This is a genomic window from Nonomuraea sp. NPDC049504, assembly GCF_040676845.1.
GTDB lineage: Bacteria > Actinomycetota > Actinomycetes > Streptosporangiales > Streptosporangiaceae > Nonomuraea > Nonomuraea salmonea.
In genome coordinates this window covers 385,400-407,999 of the sequence record NZ_JBFAPT010000003.1, presented here as the reverse complement: position 1 = coordinate 407,999, position 22,600 = coordinate 385,400, and the positions used below count along the sequence as shown (strand labels likewise).

Sequence of the window (22,600 nt, the reverse complement as noted above, 5' to 3'; positions counted from 1 at the left end):
CGCACCCGTATAACCGCATTCTCACAACGTGGACAAGGGGGTCGGTGGTGCCGAGCCAGTGGAATACCCTCGTATCTCGTGAGCAGCAATCTAGTGGATCTCGATTCCTGGCGAGCCCTCCCCGCGGCGCAGCAGCCTGACTGGCCAGACCGCGGCGAGCTCGACAAGGTTGTCGCCGAACTCGGCGGCCTGCCCCCGTTGGTCTTCGCCGGCGAGTGCGACCAGCTCAAGGAGCAGCTGGCGGCCGTCGCCCGTGGTGAGGCGTTCGTCCTGCAAGGCGGCGACTGCGCCGAGACGTTCGCCGGCGCGACCGCCGACAACGTGCGTCAGAAGCTGAAGACGTTGCTGCAGATGGCGATCGTGCTGACCTATGCCGGCCGGGTGCCGGTGGTGAAGATCGGCCGGGTCGCGGGGCAGTTCGCCAAGCCGCGGTCCAAGCCCACCGAGGTCCGCAACGGCGTGGAGCTGCCGGCCTACCGGGGCGACATGGTCAACGGCTTCGACTTCACGCCCGAGGCCCGCATGCCCGACCCGTGGCGGCTGCTCAAGGCCTACCACTCCTCCGCCGTGACGCTCAACCTCGCCCGCGCCTTCACCAAGGGCGGCTACGCCGACCTGCGCCAGGTGCATGCCTGGAACCAGGACTTCGTGGCAGAGTCGCCGGCCGGGCGCCGCTACGAGCAGCTCGCTCGCGAGATCGACCAGGCGCTGGCCTTCATGCGGGCCTGCCGGGCCGAGCCCGAGGAGTTCCACACCGTCGAGTTCTACTCCTCGCACGAGGCGCTGATCCTCGACTACGACCGCGCGCTCACCCGCATCGACTCGCGTACGGGGCTGCCGTACGACGTGTCGGCCCACATGGTCTGGATCGGCGAGCGCACCCGCCAGCTCGACGGCGCCCATGTCGACTTCTTCGCCAAGATCCGCAACCCGATCGGCGTCAAGCTCGGGCCCACCACCACGCCCGACGAGGCGCTCGCGCTGGTCGACAAGCTCAACCCGGCCAACGAGGCGGGGCGGCTGACGTTCATCACGCGGATGGGCGCCTCCAAGATCCGCGAGCACCTGCCCGCGCTGGTCAAGGAGGTCACCGCGTCCGGCGCGCGGGTGGCGTGGATCTGCGACCCGATGCACGGCAACACCTTCGAGGCGCCGAGCGGTCACAAGACGCGGCGGGTCGACGACGTGCTCGACGAGGTGGCCGGCTTCTTCGAGGTGCACCGCTCGCTCGGCACCCACCCGGGCGGCATCCACATCGAGTTCACCGGTGACGACGTGACCGAGTGCGTGGGCGGCGGCCACGAGATCAACGAGGCCGACCTCGCCACCCGCTACGAGACGGCCTGCGACCCGCGCCTCAACCGCGGCCAGTCCCTCGACCTCGCCTTCCGCGTCGCCGAGCTCTACCGCGGCTGACCGTCCCCGGCCGATGGTCACGGCCGTCCGTCCGTCCACGGACGGCCGTCTGCGACTGACCGTTCCCGGCGCGCCGCCCGGCCCCCGAGGCCCGGGCGGCGTGACGCGCCTGCCCCCCTTCCACACCGCAGCGGGCCGGAGTTCTTCTCCGGTCCGCTGTGTCGCTTTCGGGAAAAGAGTGATCCAGGTCTCATCGGCGGGCAATCCTGAATTCGGGAGAAAGGTGAGGTTTGAGAGCTATGATCGCCCGGAAAAGCTCTCATATTTCAGGAGAAATGACGTGGCTGGTGCTCCGGAGGGGGTCGACCCGAACGTCCCCAACGTCGCGCGCATGTACGACTACTTCCTCGACGGCAAGGACAACTTCGCGGCCGACCGGGCAGCGGCCGAACAGATCCTCCAGAAATTCCCGCACACCAAGGAAGGCGCCAGGGCGAACCGGGACTTCCTCCGCCGTGCGGTGCGCCATCTGGTGGACTCCGGTGTACGCCAGATCGTCGATCTCGGCGCCGGGCTGCCCACCCAGGGCAACACGCACGAGATCGCCCCTGAGGCGCGCGTGGTCTACGTGGACTACGACTCGGTGGTGTGTGTGCACGGCAGGGCGTTGCTGGCCAGGAAGGAGAACGTCGACTTCCTCCAGGCGGACGTGCGCGAGCCCGAGGCGCTGCTCGGCAAGCTGGGCGGGCTGGTCGACTTCGACCAGCCGGTGGCGTTCCTGATGCTGGCGCTGCTGCACTTCGTCTCCGACGACGACGCCTACGACCTGGTGGCCAAGTTGCGCGCGGCGAGCGTGCCGGGCAGCTACCTCGTGATCAGCCACGCGGTGGACCCGACGCCGGACGAGACCCCGCGGGCGCTGGAGATCTACAAGAAGTCGACGGCCGCGCTGAACCTGCGTACGCGGGAGCAGATCGAGCGCTTCTTCGAGGGCTATGAGCTGGCCGAGCCGGGGCTGACGTTCCCCGCCAGGTGGCGTCCTGACCAGGAGATGATGCTGGGCGACCACATCACCTTCGGGTACGTCGGCGTCGCGCGCAAACTCTGACCCGTGCATGAGAAAGGCCCCGCCGTGAACCGGCGGGGCCTCGACGTGTCGGCGGTCAGTTCTGCTGGGCGTTCTTCAGCTCTTCGCTGAGCTCGGCCCTGATGGCGTCCATGTCGAGGGCCCTGACCTGCCTGATGAGGTCTTCGAGCGCGGGCGCCGGGATGGCGCCGGCCTGCGCGAAGACGACGATGCCGTCGCGGATGGCCATCAGCGTGGGAATCGAGGTGATGTCGAACCCCTGGGCGAGGCCCTGCTCCGCGTCAGTGTCGATCTTGCCGAAGGTGATGTCCTCGTGCTTGTCCGACGCCTGCTCGAAGATCGGCCCGAACTTCTTGCACGGCGGGCACCACTCGGCCCAGAAGTCGAGCAGCACGATCCCCTTGTCGGCGATGTCGTTGAAGTTCTTCTCGGTTACTTCGATGGTCGCCACAAGTGGCTCCTTGCTCGTTGTCGCTAGCAGTGCATCCGTCTCAACCACGTACCCACACCCAGCATTCCATGCTCCGGCGGCGGGCGCGGCCCTTCGGATCGGCCGCGCCCGCCGGGGCTCAGCGCCCGCCGGGCCCTCGCCCGGGCCCTCCGCCGGGCCCTCCGCCGGGCCCTCCGCCGGGCAGCGTCAGGCCGATGACCAGCGGATCATGGTCGGAGGAGCGGTAGGCGTCGGGACGGTAGAGGTCAGGCGGATTGAACTCGGTGTTGTAGTCGCGGATGCGCGGCTCGTCGGCGTTGATGTGCCAAATCGCGGCGCTGGTGACCCGCTTGAGCAGCTGCCTGCCGACCAGGGCGTGGTCGAGCTCGCCCGCCAGCCCGTCGAACAGGTAGCTGTAGCGCTGCGCGGCGGGCACGAACCGCTTGGTGACGCTGGTCAGGCCGCCCGCCTCAAGAGTGCCGATGGGGTCCTCCTCGCCGTAGGCGTTGAGGTCGCCGAGCACGATCGGGTTGGGCAGGTCCCGGTCCTCGATGAGGCCGAGCAGGGCCTGGGCCTGGGCGACGCGCGTGGCGTTCCAGCAGCTCTGGCCGTCGCCCTGGTCGGCGTCGGGGCCTTCGGACGGGCAGCTGCCCTTCGACTTGAGGTGGTTGACCAGCATCGTGAACGGCTGGCCGCCGCCCTTCCTGCGGAAGGTCTGGATCAGCGGGGGCCGGCTGAAGACGGGGTCGTCCGACGCCTGCGCCGCGCCCACCGGGGTGAGCTTGGCGGGCTTGTAGATCAGGCCGACCTGGATGGCGTCGGTACCGGGGTGCGGGTGCGCGAGCGCGGCGTACGTACCGGCTCCGATCTGGGCGTTGACCGCGTCCACGAGCGCCTGCAGGGCGGTCTGGCCGTTGTTCTCGACCTCCATGAGGGCGACCGCGTCGGCGTCGAGGCCCTTGAGCGCGGCCACCAGCTTGGCGAGCTGGCGCTCCTGCTCTGCGGCGTTGTTCGCGCCGCGCGAGCCGAGCGTGGTGAACCAGTTGAGGGTGTTGAACGAGGCCACCTTGACGTTCCCGATCACCGGGAACGGCTTGGGCGTGCGCGGGTTGGCGTTCGCGTACGCGATGGGCTTGGTGGGCTGCAGCCGGTAGGAGCCGAAGCCGTAGCCGAGCACGCCGGTGACGCCGAGCGCCACGTCGCCGGTCCGCACGACGGGCGGCAGCGTGGCGGGGTTCTCACGGGTGGAGGCGTCGTCCACGAGCAGGGAGCGGCGCTCGTTGAGCCCGGCGTCCACGCCGCGCCGGTCGGTCGGCTGGAACAGCCGGCCCTGGGAGGAGAGCGTGACCTCGCCGTAGCGGCCCAGGTTGTAGTGCTCGCTGACGGTGAGCGGCTGCGGGAAGGTCAGCAGCATGTTCTCGACCGGCTCCAGGCTCTTGCCGGAGGCCACCGGCAGCCGGTACGGCAGCGCCGCCACCTTGCCCTTGCCGCACACGTCCACGGCGGTGACGGGCGACAGTTCGGTCCAGCCGTTGAACTCGGTCACGGTGCCGGTCACCAGGACCCGGTCGCCGGCCTTGACGTCCTTGACCGACTCGCGGGCGTACGCGAACAGCCCTTCCGACGTCGCCGGGTCGGCGTCCGGCCTGGGGTCCTGGATGAAGAAGCCGCTGAGCTGGTCGGTCCGCTGGAAGTCGGCGGTCACGACGCCCTCGACGCGGACCGTCTGGCCGGCCAAGGGGCTGGCGTCTCCGGCGCCCTGTACCTGCGCGATGCGGTGCGAGGCCGGGGTGGCGCAGGGCTCTGAAGCGGGGTCGGCGGTGTTGACGGCGGCGGCGGAAGCGGCCGGAACCGCCACCGGGATCACCACCGCGACCAAGGCCGCCAGGGATGCTCGTGATAAAGCGTGCATGTCCGGCACTTTACGGCCAATATGACCCGCATATTTCCACATAAAGATGGATAGAACATTAAATCGCCGAACCTTGACATCGGCGGCGGCGGGTATCACCTGAGCATGGACTGGGTCACCTGCGCGTATTCTGCTGCTTGCACCGGAATCGCTAGCCGTCCGACCGGGCTCTGCCTCGCCCACCTCGATCCCGAGCACCTGAGCGCGGCGCTCGCCGAGCTCTCCCCCGGCCGCCTGCTCGACCTGCGCGGCACCACCGTCACCAGCGCCCTGCTCGCCCGCATCCTCGACGCCACGGGCGGCCGTCCAGGACGGGCCAGGCTCGACCGGGTCACCTTCACCGGCGACGTACGGCTGTCAGGGGTGAGGTTCTGCGGCGACGTGTCGCTCGACGGCGCCAGGTTCGACCGGCTCGCCTCGTTCTTCGGCGCCAGGTTCGAGGGCAACGTGTCGCTGGCGGGCGTCAGGTTCGCCCGCGAGCTGTCCTTCCACGGCGTCACCGCACGCGGGCACGTCTCGCTCGACCAGGCCGTGATGGCGCGCGACGCGCTGTTCAGCCAGGCCGAGTTCGGGCACGGGCTGTCGTGCGAGCGCGCCAGGTTCGACGGATACGCCACCTTCGACGGTGCCCACCTGGGCGGCGGCGCGGTCTTCAGGGGCGCGCGCTTCGGCCGTACGCTGTCGTTCCGCAAGGTCAGGGGGCACGCCGGGTTCGAGGCCGCCCACTTCGCCGCCGACGCGTACCTGTCGGCCACCGGACGGCTGTCGGCGGCCAGGGCGCGCGCCGACGGGCTGCTCGACGTCGCGGTGGCCTGCTGCGGCGTGAACCTGCGCGGCGTCGAGGTGACCGGCCCCACCACCGTGCGGCTCACCGACTCCCAGGCCGACCTGGAGGGCGCGGTGCTGCACGGCCCGGCCACCGTGACAGGGCGCGGCCGCTCCACGCTCACCTCCCTGCGCCAGGTGGACGCCGGCGACCTCGCGCTGCGCGGGCTCGACCTGACGACGTGCCGCTTCGCGGGGCTGGCGCACCCGTCGGGCGTGCGGGTCAAGGACTGCACGTTCGCGCTGACACCGCGCGGCGTGCAGCTCAGCCTGCGCTGGCCGATGCTGCGCTGGTTCTCCCGCCGCCGGGCGCTGGCCGACGAGCACGCCCTGCGCGGCGACCGCCTCGGTGGCCGCCACGGAAGCGGCCACGGAAGCGGCCACGGAAGCGGCCACCACGACGACCCCGGCGACCCGGGCGCCACACCCGACGGGCTCGCCGCCCTCTACGCGGGCCTGCGCCCCAGTGACCGCGCCACCTCGGCCGACTTCGCGTTCGCCGCCATGGAGATGCGCCGCCGGGCCGGTCACGGCTGGTGGCTGTCGGTGTCGTGGCTGCTGTGCGGGTACGGCATGCGCCTCGGCCGGGCGGCGCTCTGGCTGGCCGTGGTGGCGGCGCTGACGGCGGCGGCCCTCCTGTGGAGCACGGCCTCCCACGCCGGCCAGCACCGCGCCCCGACGAACCAGGCCGTCCCCCGCTGACGACACCCCGCGCCCTGCCCGCCAACCCCAGTGCCGACCACAGTGCCGACCACAGTGCCGAGCACAGTGCCGAGCACAGTGCCGACCGGGGGCGGCGGGCGTGCGGGGCTCAGAGTTCGGCCGCGAGCGCCTCGATGGTGGCGAAGTGGCGGGGCCAGCCGCCGCCCATGATGCGCCGCGACAGCTGCTGCACCTCGTCGTCCGGGTCGAAGCCCTCGTGGTCGAGGAAGAGCCTCGTGCCCTTGCCCTCGGGCTCCAGCCGCCAGGTCACGGTCCAGTCCACCCGCCCGTCGCTCCAGGCCAGCCGCAGCAGCTTCGCCGGCTCGATCGCCAGCACCTCGCAGTGGACGACCCCGTCGAAGCCGACCGCCTTCTTGGGCGTGGTGGTGAAGGTGAAGCGGTGGCCGACCTCGGGCTTGAAGTCGTTCGGCATGAGCCAGCGGGCCAGCAGCTCCGGCTCGGTGAGCGCGCGCCACACCTTGGCCGGCGGGTGGGCGAGGAACTGGTCGAGCCTGATGGCCGTGCGCTCCTCAGCGGTCTCCGGTGGTCCGGCGGGTGGTGGGGTCTGCGGCATCGTCGTCGTCCTCCAGGTCGTCGAGCAGGGTGGTCAGTGCGGTGAGGCGCTCTCGCCAGAAGCGTTCGTACGGGCTGAGCCAGTCGCGGATCTCCATCAGCGGTCCCGCCTCCAGGCGGTAGTGGCGTTCGCGGCCCTTGCGGGCCTCCGACACCAGCCCCGCGTCCCTGAGCACCTTGAGATGCTCGGACACGCTGGGCCTGCTCATGTCGAACCGCTCGGCCAGCCGGCCGGCGGGCTGTGCGCCCTCGTCGAGCAGCAGGCGCAGCAGCTCCCGCCGCGCGGGGCTGGCCAGCGCGGCGAAGACGTGGTCGGCGCTCACGCCTGGCTGACCACGAAACCGTTGCCGTCGGGGTCGTGGAAGAGCAGCTGCCGCCCCCACGCCTGCTCGCTCGGCCCGTCGAAGGCGACGCCGTGCTCGCCCAGCCGGGCGGCCAGCGCGTCGAGGTCGGGCGCGCCGACGACCAGGCCGCCGATCGGCGCCATACCGGGGAACCACGAGGCCAGCAGCAGCGTCGTCGCGCTGCCCTTGGGAGCCACGGTGAGCCAGCGGCCCATGGGGAAGGGATTGTCGGTGCGTACCTCGAAGTCGAGCACCCGCGTGTAGAAGTCGTGTGCCGCGCTCTGATCGGCGACCGGCACGGTGATGGTGAGGATGGAGGAGATGGGCATGTCGGACACTATATGTAGGAAATTTCCTACATGACAAGCCCCGGCCCAGCGCCGGATATCAGGGGATTCCCCGATGAGACCGGCGGCCGTTCTCTTTACACTTGAGCCATGCTCATCGACGACTACGTGGCCGAGCTGGACAGAGCCGTCTGCGGGCCGCCAGGACCCAAGCACGACCTGGTCGTCGAGGCACGTGACAGCCTGCTCGACACCGCCGAGGCGTTCGAGGCCGAGGGGCTCGACCGGGCGGAGGCCGAGCGGCGCGCGGTCGAGGAGTTCGGTGAGGTCGCCGAGATCGCGCCGGGCTTCCAGCTCGAGCTGACCGCCGCGTCGGGGCGGCGGCTCGGCATGCTGCTGTTCGTCAGCGTGCCGATCACGGTCGCGATGTGGTCGATGTTGTGGCGCCTCTATCCGGCCGACGCGAGCGCCTGGCTCGACAGGCCCGACTGGTACGGCCCGCTCTCCCGGCTGCTCGACGTGCTCCAGCTCGGCACCGGCCTGTACGGCGGCCTCGTGGTCTTCGCGCTGAGCAGGGGCGCCCGCTGGATCCGGCGGCCCAGGCTGGCCGTCCGGTCGATGGGCATCATGGTGTGGACGGCGCTGCCACTCACGGGTGTGCTGGCGATGGTTCTGTCGTTCGCCGTCGACGCACCCAACTCACTCGAATCGCTGCCGGCCCTGCTGGCGAACCTGGTCACCTCGGCGATGTGGGGGCTGCAGCTCTACGGCGCCGCCAGGTGCGTACGCGTGACGCGCGCCTGAGCCCCACTCACGGCGCCACTCACGGCACCGCTCATGACACAGCTCACGACACCGCTCATGACACAGCTCTGGACGCATCCGCCGGCTCGGCCCGCAGCACGCTGCCGATCACGGTGGAGAACTCCCGCCAGGCCGACCGCTCCCCCTGCAGCTGCTTCCTGCCCGAGTCGGTGAGCCGGTAGGTGCGGCGCCTGCGGCCGCCCACGGTCGCCCACTCGCTCGACAGGTGGCCGATGCGCTCGAGCCTGCGCAGCGCCGGATAGACGGTGCCGGTGGGCACGCTGAGCGCTCCTCCGCTGCGTTCCTGCAGCGCCTCGATGATGGCGTAGCCGTGCAGCGGCTTCTCCTCCAGCACGGAGAGGAGGAGAGCGTCCATGTGGCCGCGCAGCGCATCCGGGTTCATGACATCGATCCTAGACATCGGTTCATTGTGTAGCCAGTCTACATGTAGCCTTTCTACGTGTAGGCTATCTACGTATGGACACGACCTCGGAGCGGTGAATGGACGTCCTGGATCTGGCACGCACGCAGTTCGCGGTGACCGGCAGCCTGCACTTCCTGTTCGTGGTGCTCACGCTGGGCCTGGCGCCGCTGGTCGCGATCATGCACACCAGGTGGGCACGGTCGGGGCAGCCCCTGCACGAAGGCATGACGCGCTTCTGGGGGCAGATCTACGTCATCAACTACGCGCTCGGCATCGTGACCGGGCTCGTGATGGAGTTCCAGTTCGGGCTGGCGTGGAGCGGGCTGACCGACTACGCCGGCGACGTCTTCGGGGCTCCCCTCGCCATGGAGACGCTGCTGGCCTTCTTCCTGGAGTCCACCTTCCTCGGCCTGTGGATCTTCGGCTGGGGCCGGCTGCCCAAGTGGGCGCACGTGGCCTGCATCTGGGTCGTGACGCTCACCGCGTACGCCAGCGCGTTCTTCATCATGGTCGCCAACTCGTTCCTGCAGAACCCGGCGGGCGCCGTCGCCGACGGTGAGCGCCTGCGCCTGGCCGACTTCGGCGCGCTGCTCGCCAACAAGGCGCTGATCTTCTCCTTCCCGCACGTCGTCGGGGCCGGGCTGTTCACCGGCGGGATGGTGCTGGTGGGCGCGAGCGCGTACCGGCTGTGGCGGCGCGCTCCAGAGACCGAGTTCTTCGGCCGCTCGCTGCGCACCGGCGTGCTCACCGCCGCCGTCGGCATCTTCGTGACCATGGCCTTCGGCTACGCCCAGTTCGGCGGCGTCGCCGAGGACAAGTTCGGCGCGCACAACCCGGTGGCCGCCACCGCGCTCGGCTTCATGATCGAGATCGGCCAGCTCCTGGCGCTGGTGGTGCTGCTCGTGATGCTGCCGCTGATCCGCGTGCTGCCGCGGGCCCGCTGGGCGCATCCGATCCTCATGCTGATGACGCCGCTGCCGTTCGTCCTGTCGATACTCGGCTGGATCGCCAGGGAGGTCGGCAGGCAGCCGTGGATGATCTGGGAGCGGCTCAGCGTCGCCGACGCCATGACGCCGGGCCTGACCCCCGGCATGGTGATGGGCTCGCTGGCCGCCTTCACGGCCGTGCTCGGCCTGCTCGCCGTCGTCGACTACGTGCTCATCGCCAAGGTGATCAGGCGCGGGCCGCGCGGGCTCGACCTCGGCGCCGCCGCCGATGAGCCCCGCTCCCCCGCCCTGACCTTCTGAGAGGTGCTGACGATGGACCTGCTGTGGTTCGCCATCTTCGCCGTGCTGCTCGCCGGATACTTCGCGCTCGAGGGCTTCGACCTCGGCGTGGGGCTGCTGCTGCCGGTGCTCGGCAGGACGCGCGCCGACCGTGACCGCCTGGTGGCCGCGATCGCCCCGTACGTGCTGGCCAACGAGGTGTGGCTGGTGGCCGTCGCCGGGACCATGGCCGGGGTCTACCCGCTGCTGGAGGGCGAGGTGCTGGTGGGGCTCTATCCGCTGGTCGTGGCCATGCTGATGAGCTGGGTGCTGCGCGACGCCGGGCTGTGGTTCCGCCGCAGGCTCGGCGGGCCGCTGTGGCGGGGCTTCTGGGACGGCGCCGTCGCGTTCGGCTCGCTCGGCCTGTCCGCCGGCTGGGGCATGGCCCTGTACGCCGCCGCCACCGGCTTCCAGGCCCCCGTCGTGCATCCGCTGGGCCTGCTGCTCGGCGTCGTGGTGACGCTGCTGTTCGCCTTCCACGGCTGGACGTTCCTGGCCTGGCGCACGCCGGGCGCGTTCGGAGCCGTCAGGTCGGGGCGGGCGGTGCTGGTGTCGGGGCTGGTGGCCGCGCTGCCCGCGATCGGGGTGCTGGCGGGCGCGATGCCGTACCTGCTGGCGCACACCGCTCCCCCGGCCACGCTGAATGTGCTGAGTCTCATGGTCCTGCCTGTCGCACCCATCCTGGTGGGGGCGCAAGTATGGGTATGGCGGACTTTCCGGCCAGGCAAGACCGCCACGTTGCTCCCTTCGTTCTTCTGAGGGCTTACTGGGCGCGATCTGAGGGGCTCTGTGCACAAGGGTTTGCTTTCGCTCATGCGGGCCGAGCGTGCGGTCCGCACGCACCTCGGCGTCACCATGGCCGCCGCGGTGCTCGCAGGGCTGCTCGTGCTGGTGCAGGCCGAGCTGCTCGCGGGCGTGCTGTCCGGGCGCTTCACCGCGGCGGCGCTCGGCGTGCTGGCGGCGGTGGTCGGGGTGCGGGCGCTGCTCGCCTGGACACAGGGCGTCTTCGCCGGGTTCACGGCGACCGGCGTCAAGTCGGCGCTGCGCCACCGGCTGCTGGAACGGCTGCGCGAGCTGGGCCCTGCCCGGCTCGCCGCCCACCGCTCGGGCGAGCTGGTCACGCTCGCGGGGCGCGGGCTCGACGGGCTCGACAACTATTTGACCGGCTACCTGCCGTCCATCGCCGTGGCCGGGGTCGTGCCGGTGGCGGTGCTGATCCGGCTGTTCGCCGCCGACCTCGCCAGCGCCGTGATCGTGCTGGTCACGCTGCCGCTCATCCCCATCTTCGGCGCGCTCGTCGGCATGACCACCAAGGCCGTCACCGAGCGGCAGTTCCACGCCCTGTCGCGGCTCGGCGGCCACTTCCTCGACGTGGTCCGCGGGCTGCCCACGCTGCGCGCCTTCGGCCGGGCCCGCTATCAGGCCGGCGTCATCAAGCAGGTCGCCGACGCCCACCGCAGCGCCACCATGCGGACCCTGCGGGTGGCGTTCCTGTCGTCGCTCGTGCTCGAACTGTGCGCGTCGCTGTCGCTGGCGCTGGTGGCGGTGCCGATCGGGCTGCGGCTGCTCGGGGGGTCGCTCGACCTGACCACGGCGCTGCTGGTGCTGCTGCTGGCGCCGGAGGCGTACCTGCCGCTGCGGGCCATGGGGACCCGCTTTCACGCCTCCATGGAGGGGGTGGCGGCGGCCGACGCCGCCTTCGCCGTCCTGGACGACGAGCCCGACCACGCCGGCGGCGGCACCCGTGCGGTGCCCGTCGGCGGCGCGCCCGAGATCCGGCTGGAGAACGTCACCGTGCGCTATCCGGGCCGCGAAACGCCGGCGCTGGAGGACGTCTCGCTCACCATCTCCCCCGGCGAGCGCGTCGCCCTGGTCGGCGAGAGCGGCGGCGGCAAGAGCACGCTGCTGCACCTCGTGCTCGGGTTCGTCCAGCCGTCCTCAGGCCGGGTCCTCGTCGACGGGACCGACCTGCGGGAACTCGACCTGGCGCGGTGGCGGGCGCGGCTGGCGTTCGTGGCGCAACGGCCGCACCTGTTCGCCACGTCGGTGGCCGACAACATCCGGCTCGGCGCCCCCACGGCGTCCCTGGAGGACGTCCGCAAGGCCGCCGCGGCGGCGCACGCCGACTTCGTCGAGGACCTGCCCGAGGGGTTCGGCACGGTGCTGGGCGAGCGCGGCACGAACCTGTCCGCCGGCCAGCGCCAGCGCGTCGCCCTGGCTCGCGCCTTCTGCCGCCCGGCCGCCTCCGTGCTGCTCCTGGACGAGCCCACGGCCCGCCTCGACGGCCGCAGCGAGGCCGCGGTGGTGACGGCCACCGCCGAGCTGGCTCAGGGCCGTACGGCCGTCATCGTCGCGCACCGGCCCGCCATGATCGACCTGGCCGACCGTGTCATCCGGATCCACGACGGGCGCGTGCTGTCCGACACTGGGGCCCGCGTGGAAGGGAGCAGGCCGTGAAGCGGCGCATCGGGTTGCGCGTGTGGTGGGCGGTGCTGGCCGGGTCGGCGGCCGACCTCGCCGGGCTCGGGCTCATCGCCGCCGCCGCGTGGCTGATCACGCGGGCGGCCGAGCAGCCGCCGCTGGCCGCGCTGAGCGTGGCGATCGTGGCGACGCGGGCGTTCGCCACCGGCAAGGGCGTCTTCCGGTACGCGGAACGCCTCACCGGCCACGACGTCGCCCTGCGCGCCCAGGCGGGCACCAGGGAGGACCTGTACGAGGCCCTCATCCCGCCCCAGCGTCCCCGCCACGGCGGCGCCGACCTGCTGAGCCGCATGGTGGACGACACGGAGGCCGTGCAGGACCTGCTGGTCCGCTGCCTCCTGCCGGCCGCCGCGGCGGCGATGGCCGGGCTCGCCGCCGTGGTCGTCGGCCTGACGATCCTGCCGGTGGCGGCGCTGGTGCTGGCGGCGGGCCTGGTGCTGGCCGGGGTGCTGCTGCCCGCCGGCACGGCCGCTGCGGCCCGCCGCTGGTCGGCGCGGATCGCCCCGGCGCGGGCGGCGCTGGCGGGCCGGGTGGCCGACCTGGTGCACGGCTCGGCCGACCTGGCCGCGTACGGGGCCGACGACGCCGCCCTGGACCGGGCGCGCGCGGCCGACGGAGCCCTGGCCGCGCTCGAACGCCGCCAGTCCCGCGTGCACGCCGCCGCCCTGGCCGGCGGCACCCTGCTGCAGGGCCTCACGGTGGCCGCGGTGGTGCTGCTGGCCCAGGCGGCGGGCGTCGGCTCCGTCGGCACGGCGGTGCTGGCCCTGACCGGCCTGGTGGCGTTCGAACCCGTGCTGCCTCTCGCGGCGGCGGGCGAGCGGATGGCGGGTATCACGGCCGCGCTGCGGCGCCTGCGCGAGGTGCGCTCCGCGGCCCCCGCCGTCACCGAGCCCGCCGCCCCCGCGCCCCGCCCGGAGGCCCCGCTCACCATCGAGATCGACGACCTGGTGGTCCGCCACCCGGCGAGCAGGGAGCGGGCGGCGCTGGACGGGGTGTCGCTGCGGGTCGCGCCGGGGCGGCGGGTGGCGATCGTCGGGCCCAGCGGCGCGGGCAAGAGCACGCTGCTGGCCGCCTTCATGCGCCTGGCCGAGCCCGAGTCGGGGAGCATCCGGGTCAACGGCGTGGACCTGCGCGACCTGGCGGGCGACGACGTACGGGAGCTCATGACGGGCCTCACCCAGGACCCGTACATCTTCCGCGCCAGCCTGCGCGACAACCTGCGCCTGGCCGGCCCCGGCGCGGACGACGAGCGGCTGCGGCGGGCGGTGCGCGACGCCCGGCTGGACGGCTGGGTCGAGCGGACCGGCTGGGACACCGAGCTGGGCGAGGACGGCAGGACGGTGTCGGGCGGCCAGCTGCAGCGGCTGGCGCTGGCCAGGGCCCTGCTCTACGACCCGCCCGTGCTGCTGCTCGACGAGCCCGCCGAGGCGCTCGACGAGGAGACGGCCGACCGGCTGATGGACGACCTGCTGGACGTCACCCGCGACCGCACGACCCTCCTGGTGACCCACCGGCTCAAGGGCCTGGAGTCGGTCGACGAGGTGATCGTGCTGGAGGACGGCAGGGTGACGCAGCGCGGCCGGCACGACGAGCTGGTGCGCGTGCCCGGCTATTACCGCGACCTCTGGGAGTCGGAGGTCCTCACCCGGCGGTGACGTACCCGTGCCCACGGGTTGTGTTGGCGACGCAATCAGATTTACGATGCAAACCACTCTACAAAGCCGAGGAGTTTGCATGGTCGACGACGAGGAGCGCGTCCTCACCCCCGAGGAGATGCTGCGGGTCATCGAGGAGCAGAGCCACGCCACGACCAAGTGGCTGCATGGCGACCCGCGCCTGCTCTACGTCCCGTGGGGGGTTGCCTGGCTGCTCGGCTTCTCCGCCCTGTTCCTGCACTACGGGCTCGACGGCCGCCCCTACCTGGCGATCACGCAGATGCAGGCGGTGGGCGTGCTGCTGGCGGCCATGCTCGTCGCCGGCACGGTCTCCGCGTACGGGATCGTCAAGATGAACAAGCTGGTGCGCGGCGACACCTCGGCCAGAGGCGCGATGTACGGCTACGCCTGGCTGGCCGGCATGGTGCTGGTGACGATCATCGCGATCCGGTTGAGCCCGCTGCTGCCCGCGGCGGAGCGCGGCCTGCTGTGGGCGGGCGGCTCGCTGCTGGTGGTCGCGCTGCTCTACATGCTCGGCGGCGCGATCTGGCTCAACTGGCCGATGTTCTTCATCGGCGGCTGGACGGCCGGCGTCAACGCGCTCGGCGTGCTGCTCGGCACGGGCCTGCACGCGCTGCTGACGGCGGTCCTGCTGGGCGGCGGGTTCATCGCGGCCGGGCTGTGGCTGTGGCGGAGGCAGCGCGGGTGAGCGGGCTGCCCGAACTCGATCCGGTGATCCACGCCCAGGCACGGCTGCGCGTGGTGGCCGCGCTCAACGTGCTGGCCGACGGCGACGAGATGGCCTTCAACTCGATGAAGGAGCTGCTCGGCATGACGGCGGGCAACCTGTCGGTGCACCTCACCAAGCTGGAGGACGCCGGCTACGTCCGCATCACCAAGACGCACAAGGGCCGCACCCCCGTCACGTACGTGGCGCTGACCAAGCGCGGACGGCTGGCCTTCGAGGAATACACCGCGGCGATCCGCGCCCTGCTGGACAACGCTGGAGGAGTGCAATGACGGTCCTGGCCCGCGCGTCCGAGGTCACCCGCCGCTACGGCGACGTGGTGGCGCTCGACCGCGTCTCGCTCGGCATCGGGGCAGGTGAGCTGGTCGGCCTGCTGGGCCCCAACGGCGCCGGCAAGTCCACGCTGATCAACCTGCTGGTCGGGCTGCGCCGGCCGACGTCCGGCACGGTCGAGCTGCTCGGCGGCTCGCCGCTCGACCCGGCGACGCGGCGCCGCATCGGCGTGACCCCGCAGGAGACGGGGCTGCCCGAGTCGCTGCGGGTCGGCGAGGTGGTCGACTTCGTCCGCGCCCACTATCCCGACCCGGTCGGCGGGCCCGAGCTGCTCGACCGCTTCGGGCTCGGCGACCTGGCGAAGCGGCAGGTGGGCGGCCTGTCGGGCGGGCAGCGGCGGCGGCTGGCGGTGGCGCTGGCGTTCGCGGGCGACCCGCGGCTGGTCGTCCTCGACGAGCCGACCACCGGGCTCGACGTGGAGGCCAGGCACGCCCTGTGGGCGGGCGTCAGGGCGTACCACGAGGGCGGCGGCACGGTGCTGCTGACCAGCCACTACTTGGAGGAGATCGAGGCGCTGGCCCAGCGGGTGGTGGTGATGGGCGGCGGCCGGGTGCTCGCCGACGACACCGTGAGCGCGATCCGCGGCATGGTGGGCGTGCGCCGGGTCTCGCTGGTGGCCGAGCGGCTGCCGGAGCTGCCCGGCGTGCTCGGCAGCGAGCTGGTGGACGGCCGCACCACGCTGGTCACCACCGACCCCGACCGGCTGGTGGTCGAGCTCGTACGCAGCGGCGCGCCGTTCTCCGGCCTGGAGATCAGGCCCACCACCCTCGAAGAGGCGTTCCTCACCATCACCGCGAAGGAGTCGGCCCATGTCTAGCCTGGTCGCCGCGCACACCAGGATCCTGCTGCTCGAACAGCTCAGGGTGCCCATCGGCCTCGCGGCCGGCGCGTTGTTCCCCGCGGTCTCGCTGGCGGCGTTCGTGGTGCCGTTCACGGGTGATGACCCGCGGGCCGCCACGATGGCGACGGCGTCGCTGACCCTCTTCGGCGCGATGTCGCAGGCGATCATCGGGCTGTCCGTCACGGTGGCCCAGGACCGCGAGCAGCCGTGGAACCCCTACGTCCGCACGCTGCCCGCGGGCCCGTTCCCCCGCTTCGCCGGGCGCATCCTCGCGATGCTCGCCCAGATGGTGCTCGCGGTGGTGCCGGTGCTGCTGGTGGCGGCGCTGTTCACGGCGGCCACGATCACGCCGCTGGGGCTCCTCGCGGGCCTGGTGACGCTGCTCGCCGGCGTGGTGCCGTTCATGCTGATGGGGTTGTTCATCGGCTTCCTGCTGACCGCGAAGGCGACGATCGCGGTGTCGCAGCTGCTGTTCTTCCCGATGGGCGTCCTCGGCGGGCTGCTGCTGCCGCCCCAGATCCTGCCCGGCTTCCTGGAGGCGGTCTCGCCGTTCACGCCGGCGCGCGGGGTGGCCGAGCTGCTGTGGGCGGTGACGGCGGGCACCACGCCCGGCGTGGTGTCGCTGGTCTCGCTGGCCGCCTGGACGGTGCTGGCGGCGGCGGGGGCGGTGTGGGCGTACCGGCGGGACGAGGGCCGGCGCTTCGCCTAAGGGGAAATGTCGCGAAAAAGGGGGTGTGCCGCCGAGTCCGCAGCGATCTCGACGGCACACCCGCTCATGAGGGGGTCCTGATGTTACGCGTTCTCCGCAAGGGTGACGTCGACCTCGTGGCTTTCGCCGTCCCTCATATATGTGATCTTGACCTCTTGGCCCGGTTTGAAACCTCTGACCTGCCCAACAACCGTATCGCCTCCGTCAACCGTCTTGTCGCCGATCTTCGTGATCAGGTCGCCTTGCCGCAGTCCGGCCTTCTCCGCCGGGCTGCCCGGCGAGACCTGCCTGACCAGCGCGCCCGCCACGTCGCCGGTGGCGTCGGTGACGCTCACGCCGAGCCAGGCGTGGGTGACCTTGCCGCTGCTGATGAGCTGCTCGGAGACCTGCTTGGCGGTGTTGACCGGGATCGCGAAACCGACGCCGCCGCCCGCCGCGTCGGAGGCGATGGCGGTGTTGATGCCGACCAGCTCGCCGGCCGCGTTGACCAGCGCGCCGCCGGAGTTGCCCGGGTTGATCGAGGCGTCGGTCTGGATCGCGCCGCCGATCGTGGTGGGCGCGCTCTGGTTCTCCTGCGGCCAGCCGGGCGGCAGCTGCCTGCGCTGGTCGTCGCCGAGGTTCAGCGTACGGTCGAGCGCGCTGACGATGCCGGCCGTGACGGACCCGTCGAGGCCGAGCGGGCTGCCGATGGCCAGCACCGGGTCGCCCACCTTGAGCTGGTCGCTGTCGCCCAGCGTGGCCTTGGTCAGCCCCGAGACGCCCTCGGCCCTGATGACGGCCAGGTCGGTGGCCGGGTCGGTGCCGACGACGGTGGCCTTGGCGGTCTTGCCGTCGCTGAACTTGACGCTCATCTGACCACCCTGGCCCGCCCCCACGGCCACGTGGTTGTTGGTCAGGATCAGGCCGTCCTCCGACAGCACCACGCCGGAGCCCTCACCGGACTGTCCCTGGATCATCACGACCGTGGGCTGCACCTTGGCCGCCACTTCCGCCACCGTGAGCTGGTCGGACGCCGACTTGAAGACCGGGCTCGGAGCGCTGGGGCTGCTGCTGGCGACCGGCTCGGGCTGGAACGAGGTGGCGACGACGGCCCCGACGACACCGCCGCCGACGGCCATGGCGGCCATGGCGAGCGCCGCGATGGCCTTCTGGCCGACGGTGAAGCGCTGCTTCTCGGGCTGCGCCGGCGGTGGCGGCACCTCCATGACGATCGTCTCCCGCCGGGGGAAGCCCCCGGCCGCCGGTGGGGTGGCGCCGAACTGGCTCCACCCACCGGTGTCCCGCTGCTCGGGACCCTGCTCGTGAGGCTCGTTCGCGTTCATCCTGTCATCTCCCTCGAATCCCTCTGCTTCAAGGGTGTCAAGACTCTCGTAAGAGCAGGTTAAGGGGCGGATTCCGGAGGCGCGCCACGCCCTGATGCGACCCTTATCGATCGAGGTCGCGCCGGGCGTGGGGCTCGCGGAAAAATATTTGAGATTTCTACCGCTTCGCCGGCCAGTACTCGTCCTTCAGCAGCCGCTTGTAGAGCTTGCCGGTCGGATGACGGGGCAGCTCGGCCCGGAAGTCCACCGACCTGGGGCACTTGTAGTGGGCGAGGTGCTCGCGGCAGTACGCGATCAGCTCCGCCTCCAGCCCCGGCCCCGCCTCCGCCATGGACACCGGCTCGACCACGGCCTTGACCTGCTCGCCCATCTCCTCGTCCGGCACGCCGAACACCGCCACGTCGGCCACCTTCGGGTGCACCGAGAGCACGTTCTCGGCCTCCTGCGGGTAGATGTTCACGCCGCCCGAGATGATCATGTACGAGCGGCGGTCGGTCAGGTAGAGGAAGCCGTCCTCGTCGAGATGGCCGATGTCGCCCAGCGTGGTCCAGCCCCTGCCCTGTGGGTCCTGGGCGGAGCGGGTCTTGTCGGGGTCGCCGTGGTACTCGAAGCGGCCGCCGTTCTCGAAGTAGATGGTGCCGTGCTCGCCGGGCGGCAGGTCGTCGCCGTTCTCGTCGCAGATGTGCACGACGCCGAGCAGCGAGCGGCCGACCGTGCCCTTGTGGGCCAGCCAGTCATCGGGGCCGGCGTAGAGGAAGCCGTTGCCCTCGGTGCCCGCGTAGTACTCGTGGACGATCGGGCCCCACCACTCCATCATCTGCTCCTTGACCGGGACGGGGCAGGGGGCGGCGGCGTGGATGGCGTACCGGAGGGAGGAGACGTCGTACTTGTCCCTGACCTCCTGCGGCAGCTTGAGCATCTTGATGAACATCGTCGGCACGAGCTGCGAGTGCGTGACCGCGTACTGCTCGACCGCCGCCAGGTACCGCTCGGGGTCGAAGCGCTCCATGACCACCACGGTCGCGCCGAGCCGCTGGAAGGACATGCAGTAGCGCAGCGGCGCCGCGTGGTAGAGCGGCGCCGGCGAGAGGTAGACGCTGTCGGCCGACGGCGCGAACAGGCCCTGGATGAGCCTCAGCAGCATGCCGGGCTCCTCCAGCGGGCCGTGCGTGGCGGGCACCTTGACGCCCTTGGGGCGGCCGGTGGTGCCGGAGGAGTAGAGCATGTCGGCGCCCGTGCACTCGTCCTCTATGGGGGTGGCGGGGTGCTCGGCGACCGCCTGCTCGTACGAGGTGAAGCCCTCGGCCTCGCCGCCCAGCATGAGCCGCAGCTCGACGCCCGGCGTGCCGGCGGTGGCGGAGGCGGCGACGGCGGCCAGGTCGGCGCTGGAGATGAAGACCCGGGCGCCGCAGTTGGAGACGATGTAGGCCAGCTCGTCGGCCTGCAGCCGGGAGCTGATCGGCGTGTAGTACAGGCCGGCGCGGTGCGCGGCCCAGGCGACGGCCAGGAAGAGCGGGTGGTTGGCCAGCATGAAGGCGACGTGGTCGCCGGGACGCAGGCCGGCGGCGCGGAAGAGGTGGGCCAGCCGGTTCGACTCCTCGTCCAGCTCGCGGTAGGTGACGACCTGCCCGGAGCCCGCCATGATCACAGCGGGCTTGTCGGGGGTGACTGCTGCGATGGCTCCCGGGTACATGAACAGAACAGTATTCGGTCAGTCGCCCGGCGCGCCAGAACCGGCGCGGCCCCCTGCCCTTCGGGGCCGCGACCGGCTTGGGGCGTCACTCGGCCGTCACTCGGCCGTCACTCGGCCGGGAGGACCGAGCCCTGGTACTTCTCCTTGATGAAGTCCTTGACCTTCTGGTCCTGCAGCAGCTTGCCGAGGGTGACGATGTTCGCGTCCTTCTCGTGGCCGTTCGGCACGACCAGACCGTTGACGTACGGGTTGCCCTCGGTCTTCTCCAGCACCAGCGCGTCGGAGGCGGGCTTGAGACCGGCCTCCAGGGCGTAGTTGCCGTTGATGACCGCGGCGTCCACGTCCTCCAGCGAGCGCGGGAGCTGCGCCGCCTCCAGCGGCTTGAACTGCAGGTTCTTCGGGTTCTGCGCGACGTCGCGCTCGGTCGCTGCGGTGCCTGCGCCCTCCTTGAGGGTGATCACGCCGTTGTCGGCGAGCAGCTTGAGCGCGCGGCCCAGGTTGGTGGCGTCGTTGGGCAGCGCCACGGTGGCCCCGCTCGCCAGCGCCGACACGTCGGTGATCTTCTTGGAGTACAGGCCGAGCGGCTCCAGGTGGACCCCGGCGACGAAGGTCAGATTCGTGCCCTTGCTCTTGTTGAAGTCGTCGAGGTACGGCCGGTGCTGGAAGTAGTTGGCGGTCAGCTTGCCCTCTTCGAGCTGCACGTTCGGCTGCACGTAGTCGGTGAACTCGACGACTTCCAGCTTGAGCCCGGCGGCCGGGGCGAGGTTGTCCTTGACGAAGTTCAGGATCTCCGCGTGCGGCACCGGGTTCACGCCGACCTTGAGCACCGTGTCCGCCGACTCGGCCGTGTCGTTCGTCGCGGACTGCGACGTGCCGCATGCGGCGAGCGACAGAGCCAGCGCGACAGCACCCACAAAGCGGTGAATTTTCATGATCTTTCCTTACTTGTGCGATAGGCGCCGAGCGACCCAGTCGCCCAGGCTCTGCAGGAGTTGCACGATGACGAGCAGCAGCACGACCGTGACGATCATCAGGAGCGTCTCGAAGCGCTGGTAGCCGTACCGGACGGCCAGGTCGCCCAGCCCGCCGCCGCCGAGCGTGCCGGCCATGGCGCTGTAGCCGATGAGCGCCACCACGGTCACGGTCAGGCCCGCGACCAGGCCGGGCAGCGCCTCGGGCAGCAGGACCTTGCGCACGATCGCGGTCCTGCTCGCGCCCATGGCCTGCGCGGCCTGCACGACGTCCGAGCCGACCTCGCGCAGCGCGGTCTCGACCAGCCGGGCGAAGAACGGCACCGCGCCGACGGTCAGCGGCACCACGAACGCGGCCGTCCCGATGGTGGTCCCGACGACGAGCCGGGTGAACGGGATGATCGCGATCATCAACACGATGAACGGCAGCGAGCGCCCCACGTTCACCACGAACCCGAGCGCGCTCTTCAGCGCCGGCAGCGGCCGCAGCCCGTCACGGTCGAACGCCACCAGCGCCACGCCCAGCGGCAGCCCGAGCAGCAGCGTGAACAGCGTCGCCCAGCCGACCATCAGGCCCGTCTCCACCGTCGCCGGCCACAGCAGCGGCAGCATCTCTTCCCAGGTCACGCGGCCTCCCCCGCTTCCTCCACGATCAGCCCGCAGTCGCTCAGGTACGCCAGCGCCGCCCGCCGGTCGGCGCCGTCGAGCGCCACCCGCAGCCGGCCCACCGAGCCGCCCGCGAGGTCCTCGATGGAGCCGCCGAGGATGCTGAGGTCCACCTCGAACTTGCGCACGACCTCCGACACCACGGGCTGGCGCGGGTCGCCGGTGAACGTCAGCGTCACCGAGCCGGCCGGGGCGGGCTCGGGCAGCGGGAAGATCTCCCTGGTCAGCCGGGAGCCGGGGGTCCTGATGAGGTCCGCGATGACGCCGGACTCCTCGATGCGGCCCCGCGCCATGATGGCGACCGAGTCGCAGACGCTCTTGACCACGTTCATCTCGTGGGTGATGAGCAGGATCGTCAGGCCCAGCTCCGTGTTGAGCCGCTTGAGCAGGGCGAGGATCGACTGCGTGGTGGCCGGGTCCAGGGCCGAGGTGGCCTCGTCCGACAGCAGCACCGACGGGTTGCCCGCCAAGGCCCTGGCGATGCCGACGCGCTGCTTCTGGCCGCCCGACAGCTGGTGCGGGCGGTCCTTGCCGCGTCCCGCCAGGCCGACCAGCTCGAGCAGCTCGGCCACCCGGCGCTCGCGCTCGTCCCTGGGCACGCCCATGACCTCCAGCGGGAAGGCCACGTTCCCGGCGACCGTGCGCGAGGACAGCAGCGCGAAGTGCTGGTGGATCATGCCGATGCGCTGCCTGGCGCGGTTCAGGTCGCGGTCGCCGAGCGCGGTCATGTCCTGTCCCGCGACGGTGACGGTGCCCGCCGTGGGGCGTTCGAGCAGGTTGACGCAGCGCAGCAGCGTGCTCTTGCCGGCGCCGCTCTGGCCGAGCACGCCGTAGATCTCGCCTTCGCGCACGTGCAGGTCGACGCCGTCGAGCGCGACGGTCTCGCCGTACTGCTTGCGCAGGCCGGAAGCCTGGATCACGGAGGAATCCCCACGACTGAGGGCGGCCACGTGGCGGGCCGCGAAAACGGACATCCTTGGGAAGGCGGCGCGGGTCGGCGCCGGCAGCTTCAGAGTCAGCGCGTGCCGGGGTGGAAGGGCAGGTGGCTCAGCCTGCGCAGCACGAAACCGGGTGTGATCATGACGACCTTCGACATCGAGGAACGGGCGGTGGGTCTGCTCTAGCGGGCCGGCATTCGCCCCATACGCATGCTGCGACACGCGGCGCCCATG

The 22,600-nt window shown here is 71.5% G+C and carries 23 protein-coding genes; 12 read left to right on the top strand and 11 right to left on the bottom strand.

Annotated elements, in window-relative coordinates; genetic code table 11:
- Positions 1-78: 78 nt before the first annotated feature.
- On the top strand, positions 79-1,416 hold the full coding sequence (locus tag AB0K28_RS08325) for a class II 3-deoxy-7-phosphoheptulonate synthase (RefSeq protein ID WP_345402146.1): 1,338 nt from the start codon (positions 79-81) through the stop codon (positions 1,414-1,416).
- A gap of 280 nt (positions 1,417-1,696) precedes the next feature.
- A complete protein-coding gene (locus tag AB0K28_RS08320; protein ID WP_345402143.1) occupies positions 1,697-2,464 on the top strand; it encodes an SAM-dependent methyltransferase in 768 nt (255 codons plus the stop codon).
- A 55-nt stretch (positions 2,465-2,519) separates the two neighbouring features.
- Here AB0K28_RS08320 and AB0K28_RS08315 read toward each other — a convergent pair whose 3' ends face one another.
- Positions 2,520-2,894, bottom strand: coding sequence for a thioredoxin family protein (locus AB0K28_RS08315; protein WP_345402140.1), 375 nt, complete (start codon positions 2,892-2,894; stop codon positions 2,520-2,522).
- A 118-nt stretch (positions 2,895-3,012) separates the two neighbouring features.
- The gene (locus AB0K28_RS08310; protein WP_364366640.1) at positions 3,013-4,785 is read right to left on the bottom strand and encodes an ExeM/NucH family extracellular endonuclease; all 1,773 of its coding nucleotides are present in this window, start codon (positions 4,783-4,785) and stop codon (positions 3,013-3,015) included.
- 105 nt (positions 4,786-4,890) lie between these two features.
- On the opposite strand from AB0K28_RS08310, the gene AB0K28_RS08305 reads away from it, so the two are divergent.
- Positions 4,891-6,312, top strand: a complete 1,422-nt coding sequence (locus AB0K28_RS08305; protein WP_364366637.1) for a pentapeptide repeat-containing protein — start codon at positions 4,891-4,893, stop codon at positions 6,310-6,312.
- Between the two features lie 109 nt (positions 6,313-6,421).
- On the opposite strand, the gene AB0K28_RS08300 is transcribed toward AB0K28_RS08305, so the two are convergent.
- The 3 genes from AB0K28_RS08300 to AB0K28_RS08290 are packed head-to-tail and all read right to left on the bottom strand — an operon-like array spanning position 6,422 to position 7,558.
- On the bottom strand, positions 6,422-6,886 hold the full coding sequence (locus AB0K28_RS08300; protein ID WP_345402123.1) for an SRPBCC domain-containing protein: 465 nt from the start codon (positions 6,884-6,886) through the stop codon (positions 6,422-6,424).
- Positions 6,843-7,208, bottom strand: coding sequence for a metalloregulator ArsR/SmtB family transcription factor (locus AB0K28_RS08295; RefSeq protein ID WP_364366634.1), 366 nt, complete (start codon positions 7,206-7,208; stop codon positions 6,843-6,845). Before AB0K28_RS08295 ends, AB0K28_RS08300 begins: the two co-directional genes overlap by 44 nt.
- On the bottom strand, positions 7,205-7,558 hold the full coding sequence (locus tag AB0K28_RS08290; RefSeq protein ID WP_364366631.1) for a VOC family protein: 354 nt from the start codon (positions 7,556-7,558) through the stop codon (positions 7,205-7,207). Before AB0K28_RS08290 ends, AB0K28_RS08295 begins: the two co-directional genes overlap by 4 nt.
- 108 nt (positions 7,559-7,666) lie before the next feature.
- On the opposite strand from AB0K28_RS08290, the gene AB0K28_RS08285 reads away from it, so the two are divergent.
- Complete coding sequence (locus AB0K28_RS08285; protein ID WP_364366628.1) at positions 7,667-8,320, top strand: permease prefix domain 1-containing protein; 654 nt, start codon at positions 7,667-7,669, stop codon at positions 8,318-8,320.
- Between the two features lie 55 nt (positions 8,321-8,375).
- Here AB0K28_RS08285 and AB0K28_RS08280 read toward each other — a convergent pair whose 3' ends face one another.
- Positions 8,376-8,723 (bottom strand): helix-turn-helix transcriptional regulator, encoded by a 348-nt coding sequence (locus tag AB0K28_RS08280; protein ID WP_364366984.1) that lies wholly within the window; start codon positions 8,721-8,723, stop codon positions 8,376-8,378.
- A 98-nt stretch (positions 8,724-8,821) separates the two neighbouring features.
- Between AB0K28_RS08280 and AB0K28_RS08275 the strand changes: the two genes are divergently transcribed.
- The 8 genes from AB0K28_RS08275 (at position 8,822) to AB0K28_RS08240 (ending at position 16,776) form a co-directional block, all read left to right on the top strand.
- Positions 8,822-9,991 carry a cytochrome ubiquinol oxidase subunit I gene (locus tag AB0K28_RS08275; RefSeq protein WP_364366625.1) on the top strand — a complete coding sequence of 390 codons (1,170 nt, stop codon included), beginning with the start codon at positions 8,822-8,824 and terminating at the stop codon, positions 9,989-9,991.
- Positions 9,992-10,003: 12 nt separating this feature from the next.
- Positions 10,004-10,768, top strand: coding sequence for a cytochrome d ubiquinol oxidase subunit II (locus AB0K28_RS08270; RefSeq protein WP_364366622.1), 765 nt, complete (start codon positions 10,004-10,006; stop codon positions 10,766-10,768).
- A gap of 54 nt (positions 10,769-10,822) precedes the next feature.
- The gene (gene cydD, locus AB0K28_RS08265; protein WP_364366619.1) at positions 10,823-12,466 is read left to right on the top strand and encodes a thiol reductant ABC exporter subunit CydD; all 1,644 of its coding nucleotides are present in this window, start codon (positions 10,823-10,825) and stop codon (positions 12,464-12,466) included.
- Positions 12,463-14,145 carry a thiol reductant ABC exporter subunit CydC gene (cydC, locus tag AB0K28_RS08260; protein ID WP_364366616.1) on the top strand — a complete coding sequence of 561 codons (1,683 nt, stop codon included), beginning with the start codon at positions 12,463-12,465 and terminating at the stop codon, positions 14,143-14,145. The genes cydD and cydC overlap by 4 nt, the downstream gene beginning before the upstream one ends.
- A 79-nt stretch (positions 14,146-14,224) precedes the next feature.
- A complete protein-coding gene (locus AB0K28_RS08255; RefSeq protein ID WP_364366613.1) occupies positions 14,225-14,854 on the top strand; it encodes a hypothetical protein in 630 nt (209 codons plus the stop codon).
- Positions 14,851-15,165, top strand: a complete 315-nt coding sequence (locus AB0K28_RS08250) for a transcriptional regulator (RefSeq protein ID WP_345402097.1) — start codon at positions 14,851-14,853, stop codon at positions 15,163-15,165. Before AB0K28_RS08255 ends, AB0K28_RS08250 begins: the two co-directional genes overlap by 4 nt.
- Entirely contained in the window at positions 15,162-16,043 is an 882-nt protein-coding gene (locus tag AB0K28_RS08245) for an ABC transporter ATP-binding protein (RefSeq protein ID WP_345402095.1), read from the top strand. The genes AB0K28_RS08250 and AB0K28_RS08245 overlap by 4 nt, the downstream gene beginning before the upstream one ends.
- Positions 16,036-16,776 carry an ABC transporter permease gene (locus AB0K28_RS08240; RefSeq protein ID WP_364366606.1) on the top strand — a complete coding sequence of 247 codons (741 nt, stop codon included), beginning with the start codon at positions 16,036-16,038 and terminating at the stop codon, positions 16,774-16,776. Before AB0K28_RS08245 ends, AB0K28_RS08240 begins: the two co-directional genes overlap by 8 nt.
- 83 nt (positions 16,777-16,859) lie before the next feature.
- Here AB0K28_RS08240 and AB0K28_RS08235 read toward each other — a convergent pair whose 3' ends face one another.
- From AB0K28_RS08235 to AB0K28_RS08215, 5 genes are all read right to left on the bottom strand, one after another.
- Positions 16,860-18,098 carry a trypsin-like peptidase domain-containing protein gene (locus AB0K28_RS08235; RefSeq protein WP_364366603.1) on the bottom strand — a complete coding sequence of 413 codons (1,239 nt, stop codon included), beginning with the start codon at positions 18,096-18,098 and terminating at the stop codon, positions 16,860-16,862.
- 157 nt (positions 18,099-18,255) lie between these two features.
- Positions 18,256-19,791 (bottom strand): acyl-CoA synthetase, encoded by a 1,536-nt coding sequence (locus tag AB0K28_RS08230; protein WP_364366601.1) that lies wholly within the window; start codon positions 19,789-19,791, stop codon positions 18,256-18,258.
- A gap of 107 nt (positions 19,792-19,898) precedes the next feature.
- On the bottom strand, positions 19,899-20,723 hold the full coding sequence (locus AB0K28_RS08225; RefSeq protein ID WP_364366598.1) for a MetQ/NlpA family ABC transporter substrate-binding protein: 825 nt from the start codon (positions 20,721-20,723) through the stop codon (positions 19,899-19,901).
- Positions 20,724-20,732: 9 nt separating this feature from the next.
- On the bottom strand, positions 20,733-21,389 hold the full coding sequence (locus AB0K28_RS08220; RefSeq protein WP_345402075.1) for a methionine ABC transporter permease: 657 nt from the start codon (positions 21,387-21,389) through the stop codon (positions 20,733-20,735).
- On the bottom strand, positions 21,386-22,348 hold the full coding sequence (locus tag AB0K28_RS08215) for an ATP-binding cassette domain-containing protein (RefSeq protein ID WP_364366594.1): 963 nt from the start codon (positions 22,346-22,348) through the stop codon (positions 21,386-21,388). The genes AB0K28_RS08220 and AB0K28_RS08215 overlap by 4 nt, the downstream gene beginning before the upstream one ends.
- Positions 22,349-22,600: the final 252 nt, after the last annotated feature.

What these genes read in the sequence shown, in the direction of transcription:
- AB0K28_RS08270 (WP_364366622.1), top strand. Translation starts at nt 10,004, where the DNA reads ATGGACCTGCTGTGGTTCGCCATCTTCGCCGTGCTGCTCGCCGGATAC.
- AB0K28_RS08245 (WP_345402095.1), top strand. Translation starts at nt 15,162, where the DNA reads ATGACGGTCCTGGCCCGCGCGTCCGAGGTCACCCGCCGCTACGGCGAC.
- AB0K28_RS08310 (WP_364366640.1), bottom strand. Translation starts at nt 4,785, where the DNA reads ATGCACGCTTTATCACGAGCATCCCTGGCGGCCTTGGTCGCGGTGGTG.
- AB0K28_RS08255 (WP_364366613.1), top strand. Translation starts at nt 14,225, where the DNA reads ATGGTCGACGACGAGGAGCGCGTCCTCACCCCCGAGGAGATGCTGCGG.
- AB0K28_RS08300 (WP_345402123.1), bottom strand. Translation starts at nt 6,886, where the DNA reads ATGCCGCAGACCCCACCACCCGCCGGACCACCGGAGACCGCTGAGGAG.
- AB0K28_RS08285 (WP_364366628.1), top strand. Translation starts at nt 7,667, where the DNA reads ATGCTCATCGACGACTACGTGGCCGAGCTGGACAGAGCCGTCTGCGGG.
- cydD (WP_364366619.1), top strand. Translation starts at nt 10,823, where the DNA reads ATGCGGGCCGAGCGTGCGGTCCGCACGCACCTCGGCGTCACCATGGCC.
- AB0K28_RS08290 (WP_364366631.1), bottom strand. Translation starts at nt 7,558, where the DNA reads ATGCCCATCTCCTCCATCCTCACCATCACCGTGCCGGTCGCCGATCAG.
- AB0K28_RS08235 (WP_364366603.1), bottom strand. Translation starts at nt 18,098, where the DNA reads ATGAACGCGAACGAGCCTCACGAGCAGGGTCCCGAGCAGCGGGACACC.
- AB0K28_RS08225 (WP_364366598.1), bottom strand. Translation starts at nt 20,723, where the DNA reads ATGAAAATTCACCGCTTTGTGGGTGCTGTCGCGCTGGCTCTGTCGCTC.
- AB0K28_RS08305 (WP_364366637.1), top strand. Translation starts at nt 4,891, where the DNA reads ATGGACTGGGTCACCTGCGCGTATTCTGCTGCTTGCACCGGAATCGCT.
- AB0K28_RS08275 (WP_364366625.1), top strand. Translation starts at nt 8,822, where the DNA reads ATGGACGTCCTGGATCTGGCACGCACGCAGTTCGCGGTGACCGGCAGC.
- AB0K28_RS08230 (WP_364366601.1), bottom strand. Translation starts at nt 19,791, where the DNA reads ATGTACCCGGGAGCCATCGCAGCAGTCACCCCCGACAAGCCCGCTGTG.
- AB0K28_RS08280 (WP_364366984.1), bottom strand. Translation starts at nt 8,723, where the DNA reads ATGAACCCGGATGCGCTGCGCGGCCACATGGACGCTCTCCTCCTCTCC.
- AB0K28_RS08240 (WP_364366606.1), top strand. Translation starts at nt 16,036, where the DNA reads ATGTCTAGCCTGGTCGCCGCGCACACCAGGATCCTGCTGCTCGAACAG.